Origin of the sequence: Prescottella defluvii (assembly GCF_000738775.1) — a bacterium.
Taxonomy (GTDB): domain Bacteria; phylum Actinomycetota; class Actinomycetes; order Mycobacteriales; family Mycobacteriaceae; genus Prescottella; species Prescottella defluvii.
Genome location: NZ_JPOC01000062.1, coordinates 1 through 15,967, shown reverse-complemented (window position 1 = coordinate 15,967; position 15,967 = coordinate 1). Strand labels below are relative to the sequence as shown.

Annotated in this window: 14 protein-coding genes; 7 read left to right on the top strand and 7 right to left on the bottom strand. The window is 69.1% G+C overall.

Going from position 1 to position 15,967, the window contains the following annotated elements; genetic code table 11:
* The first annotated feature begins 155 nt into the window (after nucleotides 1-155).
* From IJ15_RS0120085 to IJ15_RS0120075, 3 genes are read left to right on the top strand one after another with little or no spacing between them, the layout of a single operon-like run.
* Nucleotides 156-521, top strand: coding sequence for a GntR family transcriptional regulator (locus tag IJ15_RS0120085; RefSeq protein WP_407984096.1), 366 nt, complete (start codon nucleotides 156-158; stop codon nucleotides 519-521).
* On the top strand, nucleotides 518-1,438 hold the full coding sequence (locus IJ15_RS0120080; protein WP_031940129.1) for an ABC transporter ATP-binding protein: 921 nt from the start codon (nucleotides 518-520) through the stop codon (nucleotides 1,436-1,438). The genes IJ15_RS0120085 and IJ15_RS0120080 overlap by 4 nt, the downstream gene beginning before the upstream one ends.
* The gene (locus tag IJ15_RS0120075; protein ID WP_031940128.1) at nucleotides 1,435-2,178 is read left to right on the top strand and encodes a hypothetical protein; all 744 of its coding nucleotides are present in this window, start codon (nucleotides 1,435-1,437) and stop codon (nucleotides 2,176-2,178) included. The genes IJ15_RS0120080 and IJ15_RS0120075 overlap by 4 nt, the downstream gene beginning before the upstream one ends.
* On the opposite strand, the gene IJ15_RS0120070 is transcribed toward IJ15_RS0120075, so the two are convergent.
* Together IJ15_RS0120070 and map are read right to left on the bottom strand one after the other, a co-directional pair.
* A complete protein-coding gene (locus IJ15_RS0120070) occupies nucleotides 2,159-3,685 on the bottom strand; it encodes a cobyric acid synthase (RefSeq protein ID WP_031940127.1) in 1,527 nt (508 codons plus the stop codon). The genes IJ15_RS0120075 and IJ15_RS0120070 overlap by 20 nt on opposite strands.
* Nucleotide 3,686: 1 nt before the next feature.
* Nucleotides 3,687-4,544: a type I methionyl aminopeptidase gene (map, locus tag IJ15_RS0120065; RefSeq protein ID WP_031940126.1), complete on the bottom strand. Its 858-nt coding sequence runs from the start codon at nucleotides 4,542-4,544 to the stop codon at nucleotides 3,687-3,689.
* 139 nt (nucleotides 4,545-4,683) lie between these two features.
* Here map and murJ point away from each other — a divergent pair, with 139 nt between their 5' ends.
* Together murJ and IJ15_RS0120055 are read left to right on the top strand one after the other, a co-directional pair.
* A complete protein-coding gene (murJ, locus tag IJ15_RS0120060) occupies nucleotides 4,684-6,291 on the top strand; it encodes a murein biosynthesis integral membrane protein MurJ (protein ID WP_269321488.1) in 1,608 nt (535 codons plus the stop codon).
* A 105-nt stretch (nucleotides 6,292-6,396) separates the two neighbouring features.
* The gene (locus IJ15_RS0120055; protein WP_031940124.1) at nucleotides 6,397-6,714 is read left to right on the top strand and encodes a hypothetical protein; all 318 of its coding nucleotides are present in this window, start codon (nucleotides 6,397-6,399) and stop codon (nucleotides 6,712-6,714) included.
* On the opposite strand, the gene IJ15_RS0120050 is transcribed toward IJ15_RS0120055, so the two are convergent.
* From IJ15_RS0120050 to ppk2, 5 genes are all read right to left on the bottom strand, one after another.
* Nucleotides 6,647-7,981, bottom strand: coding sequence for a diacylglycerol/lipid kinase family protein (locus IJ15_RS0120050; protein ID WP_231569607.1), 1,335 nt, complete (start codon nucleotides 7,979-7,981; stop codon nucleotides 6,647-6,649). The genes IJ15_RS0120055 and IJ15_RS0120050 overlap by 68 nt on opposite strands.
* 29 nt (nucleotides 7,982-8,010) lie before the next feature.
* A complete protein-coding gene (locus IJ15_RS0120045; protein ID WP_031940122.1) occupies nucleotides 8,011-9,426 on the bottom strand; it encodes a DUF2252 domain-containing protein in 1,416 nt (471 codons plus the stop codon).
* A gap of 113 nt (nucleotides 9,427-9,539) precedes the next feature.
* A complete protein-coding gene (locus IJ15_RS0120040) occupies nucleotides 9,540-11,246 on the bottom strand; it encodes a SulP family inorganic anion transporter (protein WP_031940121.1) in 1,707 nt (568 codons plus the stop codon).
* 1 nt (nucleotide 11,247) lies between these two features.
* A complete protein-coding gene (locus IJ15_RS0120035; RefSeq protein ID WP_031940120.1) occupies nucleotides 11,248-14,031 on the bottom strand; it encodes a cation-translocating P-type ATPase in 2,784 nt (927 codons plus the stop codon).
* A 33-nt stretch (nucleotides 14,032-14,064) separates the two neighbouring features.
* A complete protein-coding gene (gene ppk2 / locus IJ15_RS0120030) occupies nucleotides 14,065-14,868 on the bottom strand; it encodes a polyphosphate kinase 2 (protein ID WP_031940119.1) in 804 nt (267 codons plus the stop codon).
* 403 nt (nucleotides 14,869-15,271) lie between these two features.
* On the opposite strand from ppk2, the gene IJ15_RS0120025 reads away from it, so the two are divergent.
* Nucleotides 15,272-15,721, top strand: a complete 450-nt coding sequence (locus tag IJ15_RS0120025; protein WP_031940118.1) for a DUF6325 family protein — start codon at nucleotides 15,272-15,274, stop codon at nucleotides 15,719-15,721.
* Nucleotides 15,722-15,737: 16 nt separating this feature from the next.
* Nucleotides 15,738-15,967, top strand: a 230-nt coding sequence (locus IJ15_RS26770; protein WP_081880838.1) for a hypothetical protein, incomplete at its 3' end; no start/stop codon positions are given.

Sequence of the window (15,967 nt, the reverse complement as noted above, 5' to 3'; positions counted from 1 at the left end):
GATTTTAGGTGCCGGAACACTCCTCCCCGTGCCGAACGCGCGAAACGGTCTCCCGCACGGCGCGATCTCGATGCCGGATTGACCGGCCCCCACGCCAGTTATATGGTTCATTACATGAGTAATGAACCAAGCAGCCTCGCGGCGGGCGGGGCGCAGTGCTGAACGAGGAGGGCAAGCCCCTCTTCCAGCAGATCGCGGAGCTCGTGGAGAACGCGATCATCGACGGTTCACTGCCGGAGGAGTCGCAGGCGCCGTCCACCAACGAACTGGCCGCCTTCCACCGGATCAACCCGGCGACGGCGGCGAAGGGCCTCAACCAACTCGTCGCCGACGGAGTTCTCTACAAGAGAAGAGGGATCGGCATGTTCGTCACCACCGGCGCCCGGGACGCGCTCCGATTCCGCAGGCGCGAACAGTTCGCGGCGCAGTACCTCGCGCCGCTCGTCCGCGAGGCGGACAAGCTCGGAGTGAGCATCGCCGAGCTGAAATCCATGCTGGACAAGTGGGAGGAACGTCCATGACCATCACACACATCGACCGGGACACCGTCGTCTCGGTGCGGGCGATCGGGAAGCGGTACGGCGACGTCACCGCACTCGAGGACGTCACCTTCGACCTGCGGGCGGAAAAGATCTACGGCCTGCTCGGCCGCAACGGCGCGGGCAAGACCACACTGATGAAGATCCTCACCGGCCAGGAACTGCCGAGCGCCGGGGAGGTCAGCGCTTTCGGTGGAGCACCGTTCGAGAACGCGGATGTACTGCGGAATCTGTGCTTCATCAAGGAGAGCCAGCGGTATCCGGACGACCTCAAGGTCAAGCACGTTCTCACCGCGGCCGAACTCCTGCTGCCGGGATGGGACGGCGACTTCGCCGGTCGATTGATGGACGACTTCCAGCTTCCCGAGCGCCGCCGGGTCAAGAAGCTCTCGCGCGGCATGACGTCGGCACTCGGCATCGTCATCGGACTGGCGTCCCGCGCCCCGCTGACCCTGTTCGACGAGCCGTACCTGGGGCTCGACGCGGTGGCCCGCGAGTTGTTCTACGACAGGCTGCTCGCCGACTACGCGGAACACCCGCGCACGGTGGTGCTGTCCACGCACCTGATCGACGAGGTCGCCGATCTGCTCGAGCACGTCATCGTGATCGACGGCGGCCGCGTCACCACCGATGCCGACACCGACGACCTGCGCAGCCGGCACGTGCTGGCCAGCGGACGGGCCACGTTGATCGACGCCTTCACGGTGGGCAAGACCGTCCTGCATCGCGAGGACCTCGGCGGCTTCGCGCGTGCCACCATCCGCGGCACCATCACCGCGTCGGACCGCGCCGAGGCCGCCCGCTCCGACATCGAACTGTCACCGGTGTCCCTGCAGCAGATCACGATTCGCGATGCCCTCGACAGCCGACCCGATTCCGGCAAGGAGACCCGACCATGACCGTCGCCACCCCCACCGCCGCTCCGGCGCGCCCGCCGCGGACCGATTCCCGGCGCCTCCTGGCGGTCTGCCGACTCCATGCGGTGTCGTGGCCGCTGCTGCTGGCGGCGCCCGCCGCGATCCTCGCCGTCACGTTCGCCATCAACCTCACGATCTTCGCGCTGATCGACACCGGCGACGACACCCAGGTCACCGGCGCCGTGCTCGCGCTGTACGGCTTCGTCGTGGCGTTCTATGCGCAGGCGATGACGCAGACATTCCCGTTCGCACTCGGACTGGGCGTGACGCGGCGCCAATTCTTCGCCTCGACCACCGTCGTCGCGGTGGTCCAGTCGGCCGCGTTCGCTGCAGTGCTTCAACTACTGTCGGTGATCGAGGCCGCGACCGGCGGGTGGGGCGTCGGGATGCGCATGTTCGGCATCCTGCGCTTCGCGACGGATTCGAGTGTGCTGCAGACCGCCGCCTTCTTCGCGAGCCTGCTGCTGACCACCTCGATCTCGATGCTGCTGGGCGCGGTGCACCAGCGCTGGCGGACCATCGGATTCCTCGTCGCTGGCATCGGCACGATCGGGGTGTCGGGCCTCGCCGCCGTCGTCATCACCTGGGCACAGTGGTGGCCGGCGATCGGGTCCTGGTTCGTCGACGCGCCCCGCGCGATGACGCTCGCGGTGGTTCCGGTGGCCGCCGCCGCGGCGGCGATCGCCGCGACCTGGGTGGTTGTCAGGCGAGCGACGAGCTGATCGTGGGCATTCCGCTCGGCGCGCCGCCTGCCAGCAGCGCGTCGAGCGCGCCGATGTCGAGGTGCTGCTCGACGAGGTCGGCGAGCAGATCCAACTGCGACTCCCGCACCTGCGCGACGTCGGTGTCCGGGGCGACGACGAAGCCGCTCCGGCCCGCCGCCTTCGCCACCTCGGCCAGGTACCGTCGCCGGAACTCGTCGCTCTCGAACAGTCCGTGCCAGTGGGTGCCGCGGACACTGCCGCGGACACTGCCCTCCTTGGCGCCGTCGGCGCCGCTCAGCAGCGGCGCGTCACCGTTGCGGCGGACCCGCCCGTGGTGGATCTCGTAGCCGCGCACCGGAACTCCGTCGGCGTCACCGTCGACCTGCGCGAGTACCTTGTCGGGTGCGAACTCGATCTCGAGGTCCAGGATCCCCAGCCCGGGCACCTCCCCGACACCGGATTCGACGCCGTCGTCGATCACGGCGCCGAGCATCTGGTACCCGCCGCAGATGCCGAGGATCGCACCGCCCGCCTCCGCGCGGCGCACCAGGGCGTCTCCGATTCCGCTGCGCCGCAACCACTCCAGATCGGTGACCGTCGACTTGCTGCCGGGAACGACGACGAGGTCGACGTCGGCCAGGCGTGACGGTTCACTCACCCAGTGCACCGCGACGCCCGGCTCGCACGCGAGCGCCTCGACGTCGGTGGAGTTGGAGATGCGCGGCAGCCGGATCGCGGCGACGCGCAGCCATTCGTCGCCGACCGGCGAACCGGGCCGGCCGACGGACGCGTCCCCGACGACACCGAGGGAGTCCTCGGCGTCGAGCCACAGGTCCTCGGCGAACGGGATCACCCCGAGGGTGGGGCGCCCGGTGAGCGCCGTCAGCTGGTCGAGTCCGGGTTCGAGCAGGCTGACGTCGCCGCGGAACTTGTTGATCACGAAACCGGCGATCAGCGCCTGGTCCTCGGGCGCGAGGACCGCGACGGTGCCGAACAGGTGCGCGAGCACTCCCCCGCGGTCGATGTCGCCGACCACGATCACCGGTAGCTGCGCGGCCTGCGCCAGCCCCATGTTCGCCAGATCGGTAGCCCGCAGGTTGATCTCCGCGGGCGATCCGGCGCCCTCGCAGATCACGACGTCGAACTCTCCGCGCAGCGCGGACAGCTCGTCGGCGACGATCTCCCGCAGCCATTCGCGGTGGGTGATGTAGTCGCGGGCACCGACGGTGGTGACGGCCTTGCCGCGGACCACGAGCTGCGAGGTGCGGTCACCGCCCGGCTTGAGCAGTACCGGGTTGAACCGCACACTCGGCTCGAGCCCGCACGCCCGCGCCTGCAGCGCCTGCGCGCGTCCGATCTCCCCGCCGTCGAGCGTGACGACGGAGTTGTTCGACATGTTCTGCGCCTTGAACGGCGCCACCTTCACTCCGCGCCGCGCCAGCATCCGGCACAGTCCGGCGACGAGGACGCTCTTGCCGGCGTCGGACGTGGTGCCCGCGACCAGCAGGGATCCGCTCAGTCCCATGTCAGGGCAGCGTCAGGATCTCGTTGCCGGTCTCGGTGACGACGATCGTGTGCTCGAACTGCGCGGTCCACTTGCGGTCCTTGGTGACGACGGTCCAGCCGTCCTCCCAGATGTCGTAGTCGACGGTGCCGAGGTTGATCATCGGCTCGATCGTGAACACCATGCCCGGCTCGATGACGGTGTCGACGTTCGGCTGGTCGTAGTGCAGGATCACCAGGCCGTTGTGGAAGGTCTCACCGATGCCGTGGCCGGTGAAGTCCCGCACGACGCCGTAGCCGAAGCGATTGGCGTACGACTCGATGACGCGGCCGATGACGTTGAGCTCGCGGCCCGGCTTGACCGCCTTGATGGCACGCATCGTGGCCTCGCGGGTGCGCTCGACCAGCAGGCGGTTCTCCTCGGAGACGTCACCGGCGAGGAACGTCGCGTTGGTGTCGCCGTGGACACCGTCGATGTAGGCGGTGACGTCGATGTTGACGATGTCACCGTCCTGGATGACGGTCGAGTCGGGGATGCCGTGGCAGATGACCTCGTTGAGGGACGTGCAGCACGACTTCGGGAAGCCGCGGTAGCCGAGCGTCGACGGGTAGGCGCCGTGATCGCACATGTACTCGTGCGCGATGCGGTCCAGCTCGTCGGTGGTGACGCCGGGCGCGACGGCGTTGCCGGCCTCCTGCAGCGCTCGCGCGGCGATCCGGCTCGCCACCCGCATCTTCTCGATGGTCTCGGGCGTCTGCACCCACGGCTCGTTGCCCTCCCTGGCCGTCGCCTTCCAGACGTACTCGGGACGCTCGATGCTCTTGGGGACATCGAGGACGGGCGAGACGGTTCCGGGGACGAGCGCAGTGCGAACAGACATGGGTTCAGGGTAGACCGCGCCACCCGGCGGCCCGTGCGCTTACCTCCCCCAGACCCTCCCCGACGCCCTCCCCACGTTCTCGTGACGGCCACCCTGCAAGGTCCGGCCGGCCCGTCTCGGGCTGTGAGAGCCTGACATCGTGGGGAGACATCGCAGGCAGGATGACGGCCCGGAACGCCACGTCGCACAGGCAGGAGGACGGGTCGCGGTCGCCGGGACGGTCAGCCGGGTGACGGGGTTCGTCCGTACGGCGGCGCTGGCCGCCGTGCTGGGCACTGCCATGGTCGGCGACGCCTACAACGGCGCGAACAGTTTTCCCAACATGGTCTACGCACTGCTGCTCGGCGGTGTGCTCACGAGCGTGCTCATCCCGGTCCTGACGCGCTCGCGACTGCGCGGCGGGCGGGTGGACACCCGGTTCACGCAGCGCCTGATGGCGAGCGCGACAGTCGCGATGGCGGCGGTGACCGTGCTCGCCGTCCTGTCCGCCCCGTTGATCGCGTCGGTGTTCGTCGACGACGCCGCGCAGCGGGAACTGACGACGGTGTTCGCGTACCTGCTGCTGCCCGAGATCTTCTTCTACGGACTGGCCGCCCTGGCGACGGCGGTGCTCGATGTCCGCGGTGTCCACGGCCCCGCGGCGTGGGCGCCCGTGGTCAACAACATCATCGTCCTGGTCACGGCGGCGGTGTTCGTCCTGCTGCCCGGACCGGTCACCCTCACCCCACAGTCCATGACCGTCGCTCAGGTGGCAGTGATCGGCGCCGGCACCACACTGGGCATCGTCGGACAGGCGGCCACCGTCGTGCTCGCGCTGCGGCGCAACGGTTTCCGCTGGCGTTGGAGGGTGCGGCTACTGCCGTACACGTGGCGTCCCGTCCGCGTCGGACTGCCCCTGGTCGGCTGGGTCCTCGCCTACGTCGTCACGAGCCAGATCGGTGTCGTGGTGGTGCTCCGTGTCGCGTTCAGTCACGGTGGCGTGTCCACCTACACCTACGCGGACCTCCTCTTCCAGGTGCCGTACGGAATTCTGGGTGTGTCGCTCCTGACGGTGCTGATGCCCCGCATCGCGCGCGCCGTCGCGAAGAACGATCACGCCGCGGTCCTCGCCGACCTCGGCCGCGGCGCCCGATACTCGGTGGTCGCTCTCGTCCCGGTCACCGCCGCCCTGATGGTCCTGGGGCCGACGTTGGCGACCGTCATCTTCGTGGGCCGCGTGGACCCGGCCGACGCGCACCTGATCGGAACGGCTCTGGCCGTTTCCGCGTTCGGGTTGGCGCCGTTCGCGATCGTGATGCTCCAACTCCGGGTCTTCTACGCCGACCAGGACACCCGCACGCCCGCGTTGATCAACATCGCGATGGTCACCACGAAGATCGCGGCCATCGGGGTCGCCACGACGACAATGCCCGATCAGGGCGTGGTCCTGATGCTGTGTGTGGCCGGTTCCCTGTCCTACGTCGTGGGAGCGATGCTCGGACACATCCTGCTGCGACGACGATTCGGGCTACTGGGCTTCCACCATGTACGCGACACCGCGGTCCGGGTCGCCGCTGCAGCGGCGCTCTCCGGTGCCGTCTGCCTCGCGGCCACCTACGCGACGAAAAACCAACTGGGGGATCCCCGAACCGGAGCGGTCGTCGCCCTGGCCGCCGGAACGGTCACCGGCGTCGCGGCCTTCGCGCTGGCGTCCAAGCTCATCGGGATTCCGGAGATCCGTCATGCCCGCAGGATCCTGTTGCCCTGACCCCGATCGCCCCGACTGCAGCGCCGTGACCTGCGTCGATGCTTTGTTGCTTTTGCCCGGAAGTTGGATATGGTGGGCGGTCAACCTGATCAGAAGTGAGGGGCAATGGGCCAGCAGTCGCGGGCCACCGAACGTCGGTGGGCTCCGGTCAAGGTCAGCAATGTCGTTTCGACCGTGTCGGGCGACATCGTCCGTGTCGACGCCGAACTCGACGGCGACATCCGCCGCGAGTGGGCCGAGGCCTTCGAACGCATGAGTGCGAGCAGGCGCAGCGATCTCACGCTGCACGCCGACGCCGAGCCGCCCCGGATCTCGCTGACCGCGCGCAGCGATCACCGGGACAGCCTCGAGGTCGTCATCCTGTACGCGGTGGAGGAAGTGAACCTGTACGTGCGCCTGGCGCTCGAACTCGTCGGCCAGTAGGGCCGGTCGGCCACCCCGTCAGCCGGTACAGTCGCGCCAGTTCCATTCCCGGCTGCGGCGGGCGTACACCGGGACGGTGCCGAGGCACCCGCACCCGCAGGGCCGCGGGGGCAACGGTGCACCGCACCGGAGTGCGGACCATCCGGGATTCGCCGTCGACACCGACCGGTATCGACGACCGGTCGGCATCGACGACGACCTCGGTCGCGCGGGCCGTGTCCACGCCCCGCGCGTGGACGCCCTGCAACAGTCCGACGGCCTGTCCGGCACTGTTCACCGACACCGTCACCACCCCGAGGACGCCGCTGTCCAGGCTCTCTCGGCGTCCCAGTCCCGCGAGGTCACCGGTGCGGTAGGGCCCGTTGCTCACCAGGACCGCCTGCGGACCGGTCGCCGTCACGTCACCGAACTGCACGGTGAGCCGACAGGCCCGATGGCTGTCGAGCAGCTCCGGCAGCATCTGCAGCACCGTGCCGGTCTTGTCGTCCCGGTAGGCCGGGCTCTGCACCAACTCGGCGTACACCCCGAACGAGGCGTTGTTGACGAACGGGTGCCCGTCCATCCAGCCCAGGTCGACACGCAGTTCGACACCGTCGTCCAGCGCATCGAGGCACGTGGCGGGGTCGTCTCGGTCCAGCCCGAGGTCCAGCGCGAAGTGGTTGCGGGTTCCGGCGCTGATCACCAGGAACGGCACATCGTACTCGGCGGCGACGGCGGCCACCAGCGCCTGGGTGCCGTCCCCGCCGGCGACGCCCAGCAGATCCGCGCCACGCTCGACGGCGGCGCGGGCCAGCGCGGCCACGTCGGCGGTGTCCGGCCCATCGAGCAGAACCACCTCGGCGCCGAGGTCTTCGGCCTTGCGCTGCAGATCGAATTTCGCCACCTTGCCCCCGCCCGACCGCGGATTCATCAGGAGGAACGGCCGCCGCGGTGCCGGCGCGCGCCCCTCCGGCATCGCGTCCTTCCCGGGCTCCCGCAACGCGACCCGGGCGCACAGCACGGCCACGAGCAGCAGCGCGCACGAGAGGACCACCACCCACACCAGACCGGCACGGAGAAAGAGGACGAGCACGACGACCGGCGCGAGCACCGCCAGGCCCGCCGAGATCGCCCGCAGCACACCGCGACTGGTGAGGAACCGGTACGACGCCGCCACGGTCGCGGCGACGCCACCGACCCCCACTGCCAGCATCGCGACGGTACCGAGCAGGCCGGCGACCGCGATCGGCGCCGCGGCCGCACCGAAGGCCGCCACGAATGCGGCCATGGCCCACCACCTGCGGCCGCGCGGCCGGGTCATACGCCGAACCGTGCCGCGATGCGGCGTTCGTCGATGGCCTCGAGCAGGACCGCGTGATCGCGGGTGTTCCGGTCGGCGTACGACTCGGCGAACTCGCTGACGGCCTTGTCGAATTCGCTTCCGGAGTCGAGGTAGGCGGCGATCGCGATCCGGTCCCCGGACCGGGCGTGAGCGTAGGCCAGCACCCGCCCGCACAGACGCCCGTACAACTCCATCCCGGACGGCGTCATCGCTTCGATCACCGCCGAGCCCTTGCCGTCGCGCAGTTGGCGGACATAGAAGTCCCGGACCACCCCGTCCGGGCCCGCCCCCTGCTGCCATCCGAGGAAGATGTCGCTCGCGGCCTGCATCAGCCGCTGGCCCGCCACGACCCGCTCCCCCTGATTCGCGAACGACGGGCCGTCCACATAGCTCGCGAGTACCGACGGCCGCGCTTCCTTCGCCTGCAGGAACAGCGGATCCCCGTCGACGCCCTGCAGCAACAGAATCCACGCCCGGGTACCGACGCTGCCGACACCGACCACCTTGCGGGCCGCCTGCACGAACTCGAACCGGCGCAGCAGCACCCGGCGGTTGTCCTGCAACGTCTCCCGATAGTCGTCCAGCCGTCCGCGCAGTTCCTCGAACAGGGACTCGGCGTCCGCCTCCGCGAAGACCTCCTCGATGGGGACGATCAGCGGCGGCGTGCTGACGATGCTCCGTCGGCCGTCGACCACCGCGGTCAGTTTCGCCAGCGCGTGGACACTGTCCCGGTGCCACGACTTGTCGAGGGTTCGGCGCACACTCTTCTTCGAGGACGTGTCGAGTTCGTCGCGCAGCGCCACCAGTTCGGCGGAGGGCTCGATGTGCGAGTACCAGACCACGAGATTCCCGCGCTCCGCCTGCCGCAGCATGGTTTCGCGGTACTCGGCGGCGCACGCTCGGACGATCTTCGCGCGCTGTTTGCCGCCGAACCCCCGCTCCCGGCCCGCGATCGCGAGGCTCGCGACGAGGCGCTTGACGTCCCAGTCGAACGGGCCCGGGTACGTCTCGTCGAAGTCGTTGATGTCGAACGCCTGCATCCGTTCGGGCGTGGCGAAGATCCCGAAGTTGCACAGGTGCGCGTCCCCGCACAACTGCACCGTCAGCCCCGACCCGGGGGTGCTGGACAGGTCGTCGGCCATGATCAGTGCGGAGCCGCGGTAGAAGGCGAACGGACTGCTCGCCATGCGCCCGTACCGGACCGGGACCAGGTCGGGGATCCGGTCCGCGGACTGCTGTTCGAGGAGGCGGATCGGATCGCGCCGCGCGCCGGTCGTGCATTCGGCGAGGGCGGTGAACGGAGTCGCGCGTCTGGCGGCCAGACCACGCTCGGCGCGCTCGGCGCGGCTGAGCATCGCCACTCCGGGGTGATGTCTGTCGGTGTCGGGCATCGTGAACCGTCCTGCCGCGCGGGTCGGGCCCGAGCATCGGGTGCGATGAAGACATTGTCCGCCGATCGTCGGTGCGCCCGCGGCGGTTTCCCGTATCCGGGTCCGTCGCGGCGTCAGATGCCGCCGCCTGGACGGGCCCTCCGATGGAAGGCGTCGACTGCGGCGTCGAGTGTGGGATAGAAGTGGGTGGAATCGAACCGATCGCCGACACCGAACCGGACGAGCTGGTCCTTGATCGGCCCCTTCATCTCGGCGAACGCCAATCGGATGCCACGACCCTCGAGGTAGCGGTCGAGATCGACGAGTTCGTCGACGGCGGTGGTGTCGAGGCCGGTGATCGGTTCGGCGGCGATCACCACCCACTCGACCGGGGCCTGTGCGCGCGCCACGACGGACCGCACATAGTCGTCGAAGATCCCGCCGTTCGCGAAGAACAGTGGTGCATCGAATCGGATCAGGACCAGACCGGGGACACGGCGGCCCTCCGGGTGCCGGGCGACATCGTGGAATCCGGTCCCGGAGGCCAACTCGACCAACTCCGTGCGGTACGGCTGCCACGCCCGCGCGACGACCGCGACGAACGACAACCCGATCGCGACCAGGATGCCCTGTAGCACCCCCACCAGTGCGACACCGAGGAAGGCGGCGACGGCGAGTCCGGTCTCCACCCGGCTCATCTGCCACATCGCGATCATGCCGCGCACATCGATCAGCGCCGTGGCCGCGACGATCACCACCGCCGCCAGGGTGGCGTCGGGCAGGTAGGCGGTGATCCCGGGAGCGACCAGCACGAACACCAGCACCGCCACGGCGCCGACCGCGCCCGCCAGTTGGGTGTGGGCACCGCTCTGCTCGGCCACCGGGGTCCGCGAGCCACTGGCCGAGATCGGGAATCCGCCGAACAGGCCGCTCGCCACGTTGGCGGCGCCGATCGCCTTCATCTCGGTGCTGCCGTTCACCTCCTCACCACGACGGGCCGCGAAGGTCCGGGAGAGCACGCCGGTGTCCGCGAAGGCGATGAGCGCGATGCCGGCGGCCGGACCGATCAGGGCGAGCACGTCCTGCCAGGCGATGCCGCCGAACTGAGGAAGGGGCAGGCCCTCGGGCAGCGCACCGACCATCCCGATCTTCTCGTCGAGGCCGGTCGCCGCGGCGACCGCGATCGATCCGACGACGGCGACGAGGACACCGGGAACGCGGGGCAACCACAGCCGGAAGGCGACGATCACGGCGAGCGACCCGATGCCCATCGCGGCCGCGACCGGGTCGATGTCACCCGCGAGGATCGACGTGCCGATCTCACCGATCTCGCCGATCAGACCTGACGCGTCGACGGAGAAGCCGAGCAGTTTCGGAAGCTGGCCGACCACGACGATCAGCGCTATCGCGTTGAGGTACCCGAGCCGGATCGGCTTCGACAGCAACTCCGTGACGAACCCCAGATTCAGGAATCCGCCGAGGACGAGGATCGCCCCGACGAGGATGGCGAGCACTCCGGCGAGGGCGAGGGCACTCTCCGGGTCTCCGACGACCGCGAGCGGCAGGACCGCCGCGGCGATCAGCGGCGCCAGCGACGAATCCGGTCCGAGCACAAGGATTTTCGACGGCCCCACCACGGCGTAGACGAGCAGTGGCACGATCGTCGCGTAGAGCCCGGCATACGCGGGGAGTCCGGCGGCCTCGGCGTAGCCCATGCCGGCCGGGATCAGCAGCGCGGTGAGGACGAGGCCGGCCGTGACGTCGGTGCGCAGCCAGGAGCGCTGGTACTCCCGGGCCGTCGCCACCCCGGGTAGCCGTCCGACACTCTCCCTCCAGACCATGTCAGTGCAGACGGGCGCGCTGCGGATCGACGGCGACGGTCGCGGGAATCGGTGCGGGCGGCGCCGACCGCTGGCGGCGCCGGCGCCGCAACGCCTTCTCCGCCTCGATGACGACCGGGACGATCAGCGACCAGCCGAGGCACGCGAGCCACTGACCGCCGGTCAAGGACGTGGTGCCCAGGAGGTCCTGAAGGAATCCGAGTTCGACGGCCAGCACCGTCACCACGATCGGAATCGACAGGATCTCGAGCGCACCGAGAATCGGCGCGGCGACACCGGAGTCCGGATCACGCCGCAGAACCAGTCCGGCGAGGATGGAACCGAAGGACAGCACGACGAACGCCGTCGTCATCGGCACGTTCGGTTCGGTCGGACTCATCGGCCCCGGGGCCAGCAGCATCGCCGCGAGCGCGACCGCGAACTGGAGGGCACCGTACGCGAACCACTGCACGAACGACTTCCGGTTGGCGATCGGCTGTTTCGGGTCGCGGGGCGGGTTGTCCATCAGATTGGGCGGCGGCGGATCCCGCATGATGACGACGACCGGGAACAGCGTGATGAAGAAGTGCTGGAACAGCACCATCAGCGGGGTCAGGGCGACACCGTCGTTGATCCCGAAGACGCTGGCCACCAGGAACAGCAGCACCAGCGAGAACAGTTTGGACATCTGATAGCGGATGTACGCCACGATCTTGTCGTAGATGCTGCGGCCCAGACGGATCGCGGTGACCAGGGTGCCGAAGTTGTCGTCGGTGAGGATGAGCTTGCCCGCCTGTTTGGTCACCTCGCTGCCCGACCCCATCGCGACCCCGATGTCGGCCTTCTTCAGCGCGGCGGCGTCGTTGACCGCGTCCCCGGTCATTGCCACGATCGCGCCGCCCCGCTGCATCACGTCGGCCAGCCGCAGCTTGTCCTGCGGTGTGACGCGGCCGAAGACATGGAGTTCGGGCAGCGCCGCCGTAAGTTCCTCGTCGGTCATCGCCTGGAGTTCGGCGCCGCCGATCGCGCCCGGCCCGAGTCCGAGCTCGGCACCGATCGCGGAGGCGGTCACCGCGTGGTCCCCGGTGATCATCCGGACGTCGATCCCTGCGGCATGCGCGGTGCGGACCGCATCGACCGCCTCCGGCCGCAGCGGATCGATGATGCCCACCATGCCGACGAACACGAGGTCCTCCACGAACGCCATCGGATCGGCGGTCACCGCGCCCTCCGAGCCGTCGAGGATACGAACCGCGAACGCCAGGACCCGCAGCCCCTTCTCGGACATCCCGCGGGTGGCGGCCGTGATGTCGTCGCGCACGTCGTCGAGGGGAACCAGTTCGCGCCCCGGTCGGAAGGCGGACCCGCACCGCGCCAGCACCACGTCCGGACCGCCCTTGACGAGCTCGACGAACCGGACGTCCCCGTCGACCGGAAGGTGGTGGTAGGTCGCCATGAACTTGTACGCGGAATCGAACGGCACCTCCGCCACCCGCGGATACGCCCTCCGAGTACTCGGGGCGTCGACCCCCAGCTTGGCCGCGAGCACCACGAGCGCCGCCTCGGTGGGATCACCGACCACCTCGCCGGTGTCGGAGACGGTGGCATCGCTGTCGAGGCACAGCCCGTACGCCAGCAGCGTGAAGTCCGGCGCCGGCTCCCCCGCGACGTGCGCGACGGTCCCGGTCTTGCTGTAGCCCTCACCGTCCACCGTGAACCACCGGCAGTGGAAGTACAGCGACCGGACCGTCATCTGGTTCATCGTCAGGGTGCCGGTCTTGTCGGAGTTGATCACGCTTGTCGCACCGAGGGTTTCGACATCGCTCAGGTTCTTGACGACGGCCTTCGCATCGGCCAGCTTGCGCGCGCCGAACGCCAACATGGCCTGCACGAACGTCGGCAGGCCGGTCGGGATCGCCGACACCCCCATCGAGATCCCGAGCAACATGACCGTGGCGAGGTCCTGCCCACGCAGCAGTCCGATGACGACGATGATCGCCACCGCGACCCACGCGATGACACCGAGCACCTTGGTCAGCGAATCGAGTTCTCGCTGCAGCGGCGACTTGCCGGGAGCGATGCTGGAGAGCATCGACGCGATCCGGCCCATCTCGGTCCGCATGCCGGTCTCGGTCACGACCATCGCCGCGGTGCCACGGGTGACGGAGGTGTTCTGGAACAGCATGTTGCTGCGATCACCGAGAGCGACATCGACGGAATCGAGGGTCTGCGGGTCCTTCGGGACGGGCGCACTCTCCCCGGTCAGCGCCGCCTCCTGCGTCTCCAGTGTGGCCGAGCGCAGCAGACGGCCGTCGGCGGGGACGAGATCCCCGGACTCGAGTTCGACGATGTCGCCGGGCACGAGATCCGTTGCGGGCAGTTGGACGAGGGTGCCGTCGCGGACCACCCGGGCCTGCGGAATCTGCATCCGGGCGAGGGCGTCGACGCTCGCCCGCGCCTTCAACTCCTGTTGCGTGCCCAGCACGACGTTCAGGACGACCAGTGCCACCACCACGAGCGCGGTCGGGACCTCCCCGATGATCAGGCTGACGATCACCACCGCCACCAGCATGAGGTTCATCGGATCCCTCAGTTGCACCAGCGCGACAGCCCAGATCGACGGGGCAGGCTCGGACGCGATCTCGTTGACGCCGTATCGACGGCGCCGTGCATCGGCGTCGGCGGAAGTCAGCCCGGACAGACGGTCCGAGCCCAGCGCCGACACCACGGCGTCGGCGTCACGGCTGTGCCAGTCCGACCGGGTCTCCCCGGCCACCCGGTCCGGCGCGGGATGATCGGTGGCCATCGCGGCTCCTCCTTGCCCGGTGAATCGGCGACGTCAGAACGGTGTCGGAATCCAGTGCAGCGGCTGCGTCGGCGGCTGATAGCCCTCGGCCTTCTGCCGCTCCGGCAGCGAAACCGCGTGCTGCTCCAACGGCTCGTAGGGCACCTGGCTCAGCAGGTGGCTGATGACGTTGAGCCGTCCCCGTCTCTTGTCGTCGTTGAGCGCGACGAACCACGGCGCCCAGCCGGTGTCGGTGAACCGGAACATCTCGTCGCGGGCCCGCGAGTAGTCGAACCAGTGGCTGTACGACGCCAGGTCCATCCGCGACAGCTTCCAGATTTTCCGCGGGTCGTCGATCCGGCTCTGCAGACGCAGCGTCTGCTGCTCCTGACCGACCTCGAGCCAGTACTTGAGCAGGATGACACCGGACTCGACGATCGCGCGTTCCACGGTCGGAATGATCTGGAGAAACTGGCGTGTCTGGTCCTCGGTGCACAGTCCGAGGACGCGCTCGATGCCCGCGCGGTTGTACCAACTGCGGTCGAAGATGACGACCTCGCCGGCCGCCGGCAGATGCGGCACGTACCGCTGCACGTACATCTGTGTCCGCTCCCGCTCGGTCGGCGCGGGTAGCGCCACGACCCGGAACACCCGGGGCGAGACCCGCTCGGTGATCGCCTTGATGACCCCGCCCTTGCCGGCCGTGTCGCGCCCCTCGAACACAATGCAGACCTTCGCGCCGGACGCCTTGACCCACTCCTGCAACGCCACCAACTCGGCGTGGAGCGGTTTGAGCTCCCGCCGATAGTCCCTGTTCTTCATCGGTGGAGCAGATTCGGGGGCGCCCGCCTCCGTCAGCTCACCGCCATCGGTGGTCCGGCCACCGGCCGAACGTGCACGCTCGGTCGCCTTCCCGTCCTTGCCCTTCTTGCTCACGGCATCCACGGTCCTCAGTCGTCGTCCGGCAGACACGCCCTCGGGACATGACCGCCGTTCTCCACCGGCCCGGCCGGACCGGACACCCATTCTCTCCCCATGCGGCGCTCGCTCGTCGCGGAATGCGACACGATCACGGAGCGATTCGTGTCCGGTCCGGGGCACTCGGGCCACTCGCATCGTTCGCCACGAATTGCTCTGACTTCGATGCGGTTTCGAGCTTGACCGCCGGCCGCGCAGAACCAGACGATGAGTGGGCGAACGGGGACGGTGCGCCCCACATCGAGCGAGCGGTCCACCCGCTTCCTGGAAGAGAGGCTCCGCAGTGAACGACACCGAACTCGACGACATCGGGCCCATCGACTACCTGGTGGTGGAGTTTCCCGCCGATCGACAACCCGACGGCTCCGCCCTGCCGATCCTCCGCGAACTCGTCGAGCGGGGCATCATCCGCGTGCTCGATCTCGCGTTCGTCCGCAAGGAGGCCGACGGTTCGCTCGCGGGCATCGAGATCGACGACGTCGGCTTCGCGGGCGAGATCGACGTGACGTTGTTCGCGGAGGCGTCCTCGGATCTGCTGAAGGAGACCGACCTCGAGGAGGCCGCCTCCATTCTCGAACCAGGCTGTTCCGCAGCAGTTCTCGTGTACGAGAACCGCTGGGCCACCCCCTTCGCGGCAGCGCTGCGCCACAGCGGTGCCCGACTCGTGGCCACGGGGCGGATCCCCGTGCAGGGACTGCTCGACAACCTCGACTCGCTCGACACCGCCAACTGAGATCAAGGAGCACACCATGCCCGGACTTCTCCGCGGAATCGCACGCACCGCAGCCGTGGCCGGAACCGCGACGGCAGTCTCGAATCGAGTGTCCCGACGCCAGGGACAGCGGTGGGCTGCCGAGCAGCCGGCACCGCAGAACACGGCACCGCAGGCGCCACCGCCGCCCCCTCCGCCTCCGCCACCCGCCGCCGGTACCGACCGAATCACCGCGTTGACGCAACTCGGCGACCTCCGAGACCAGGG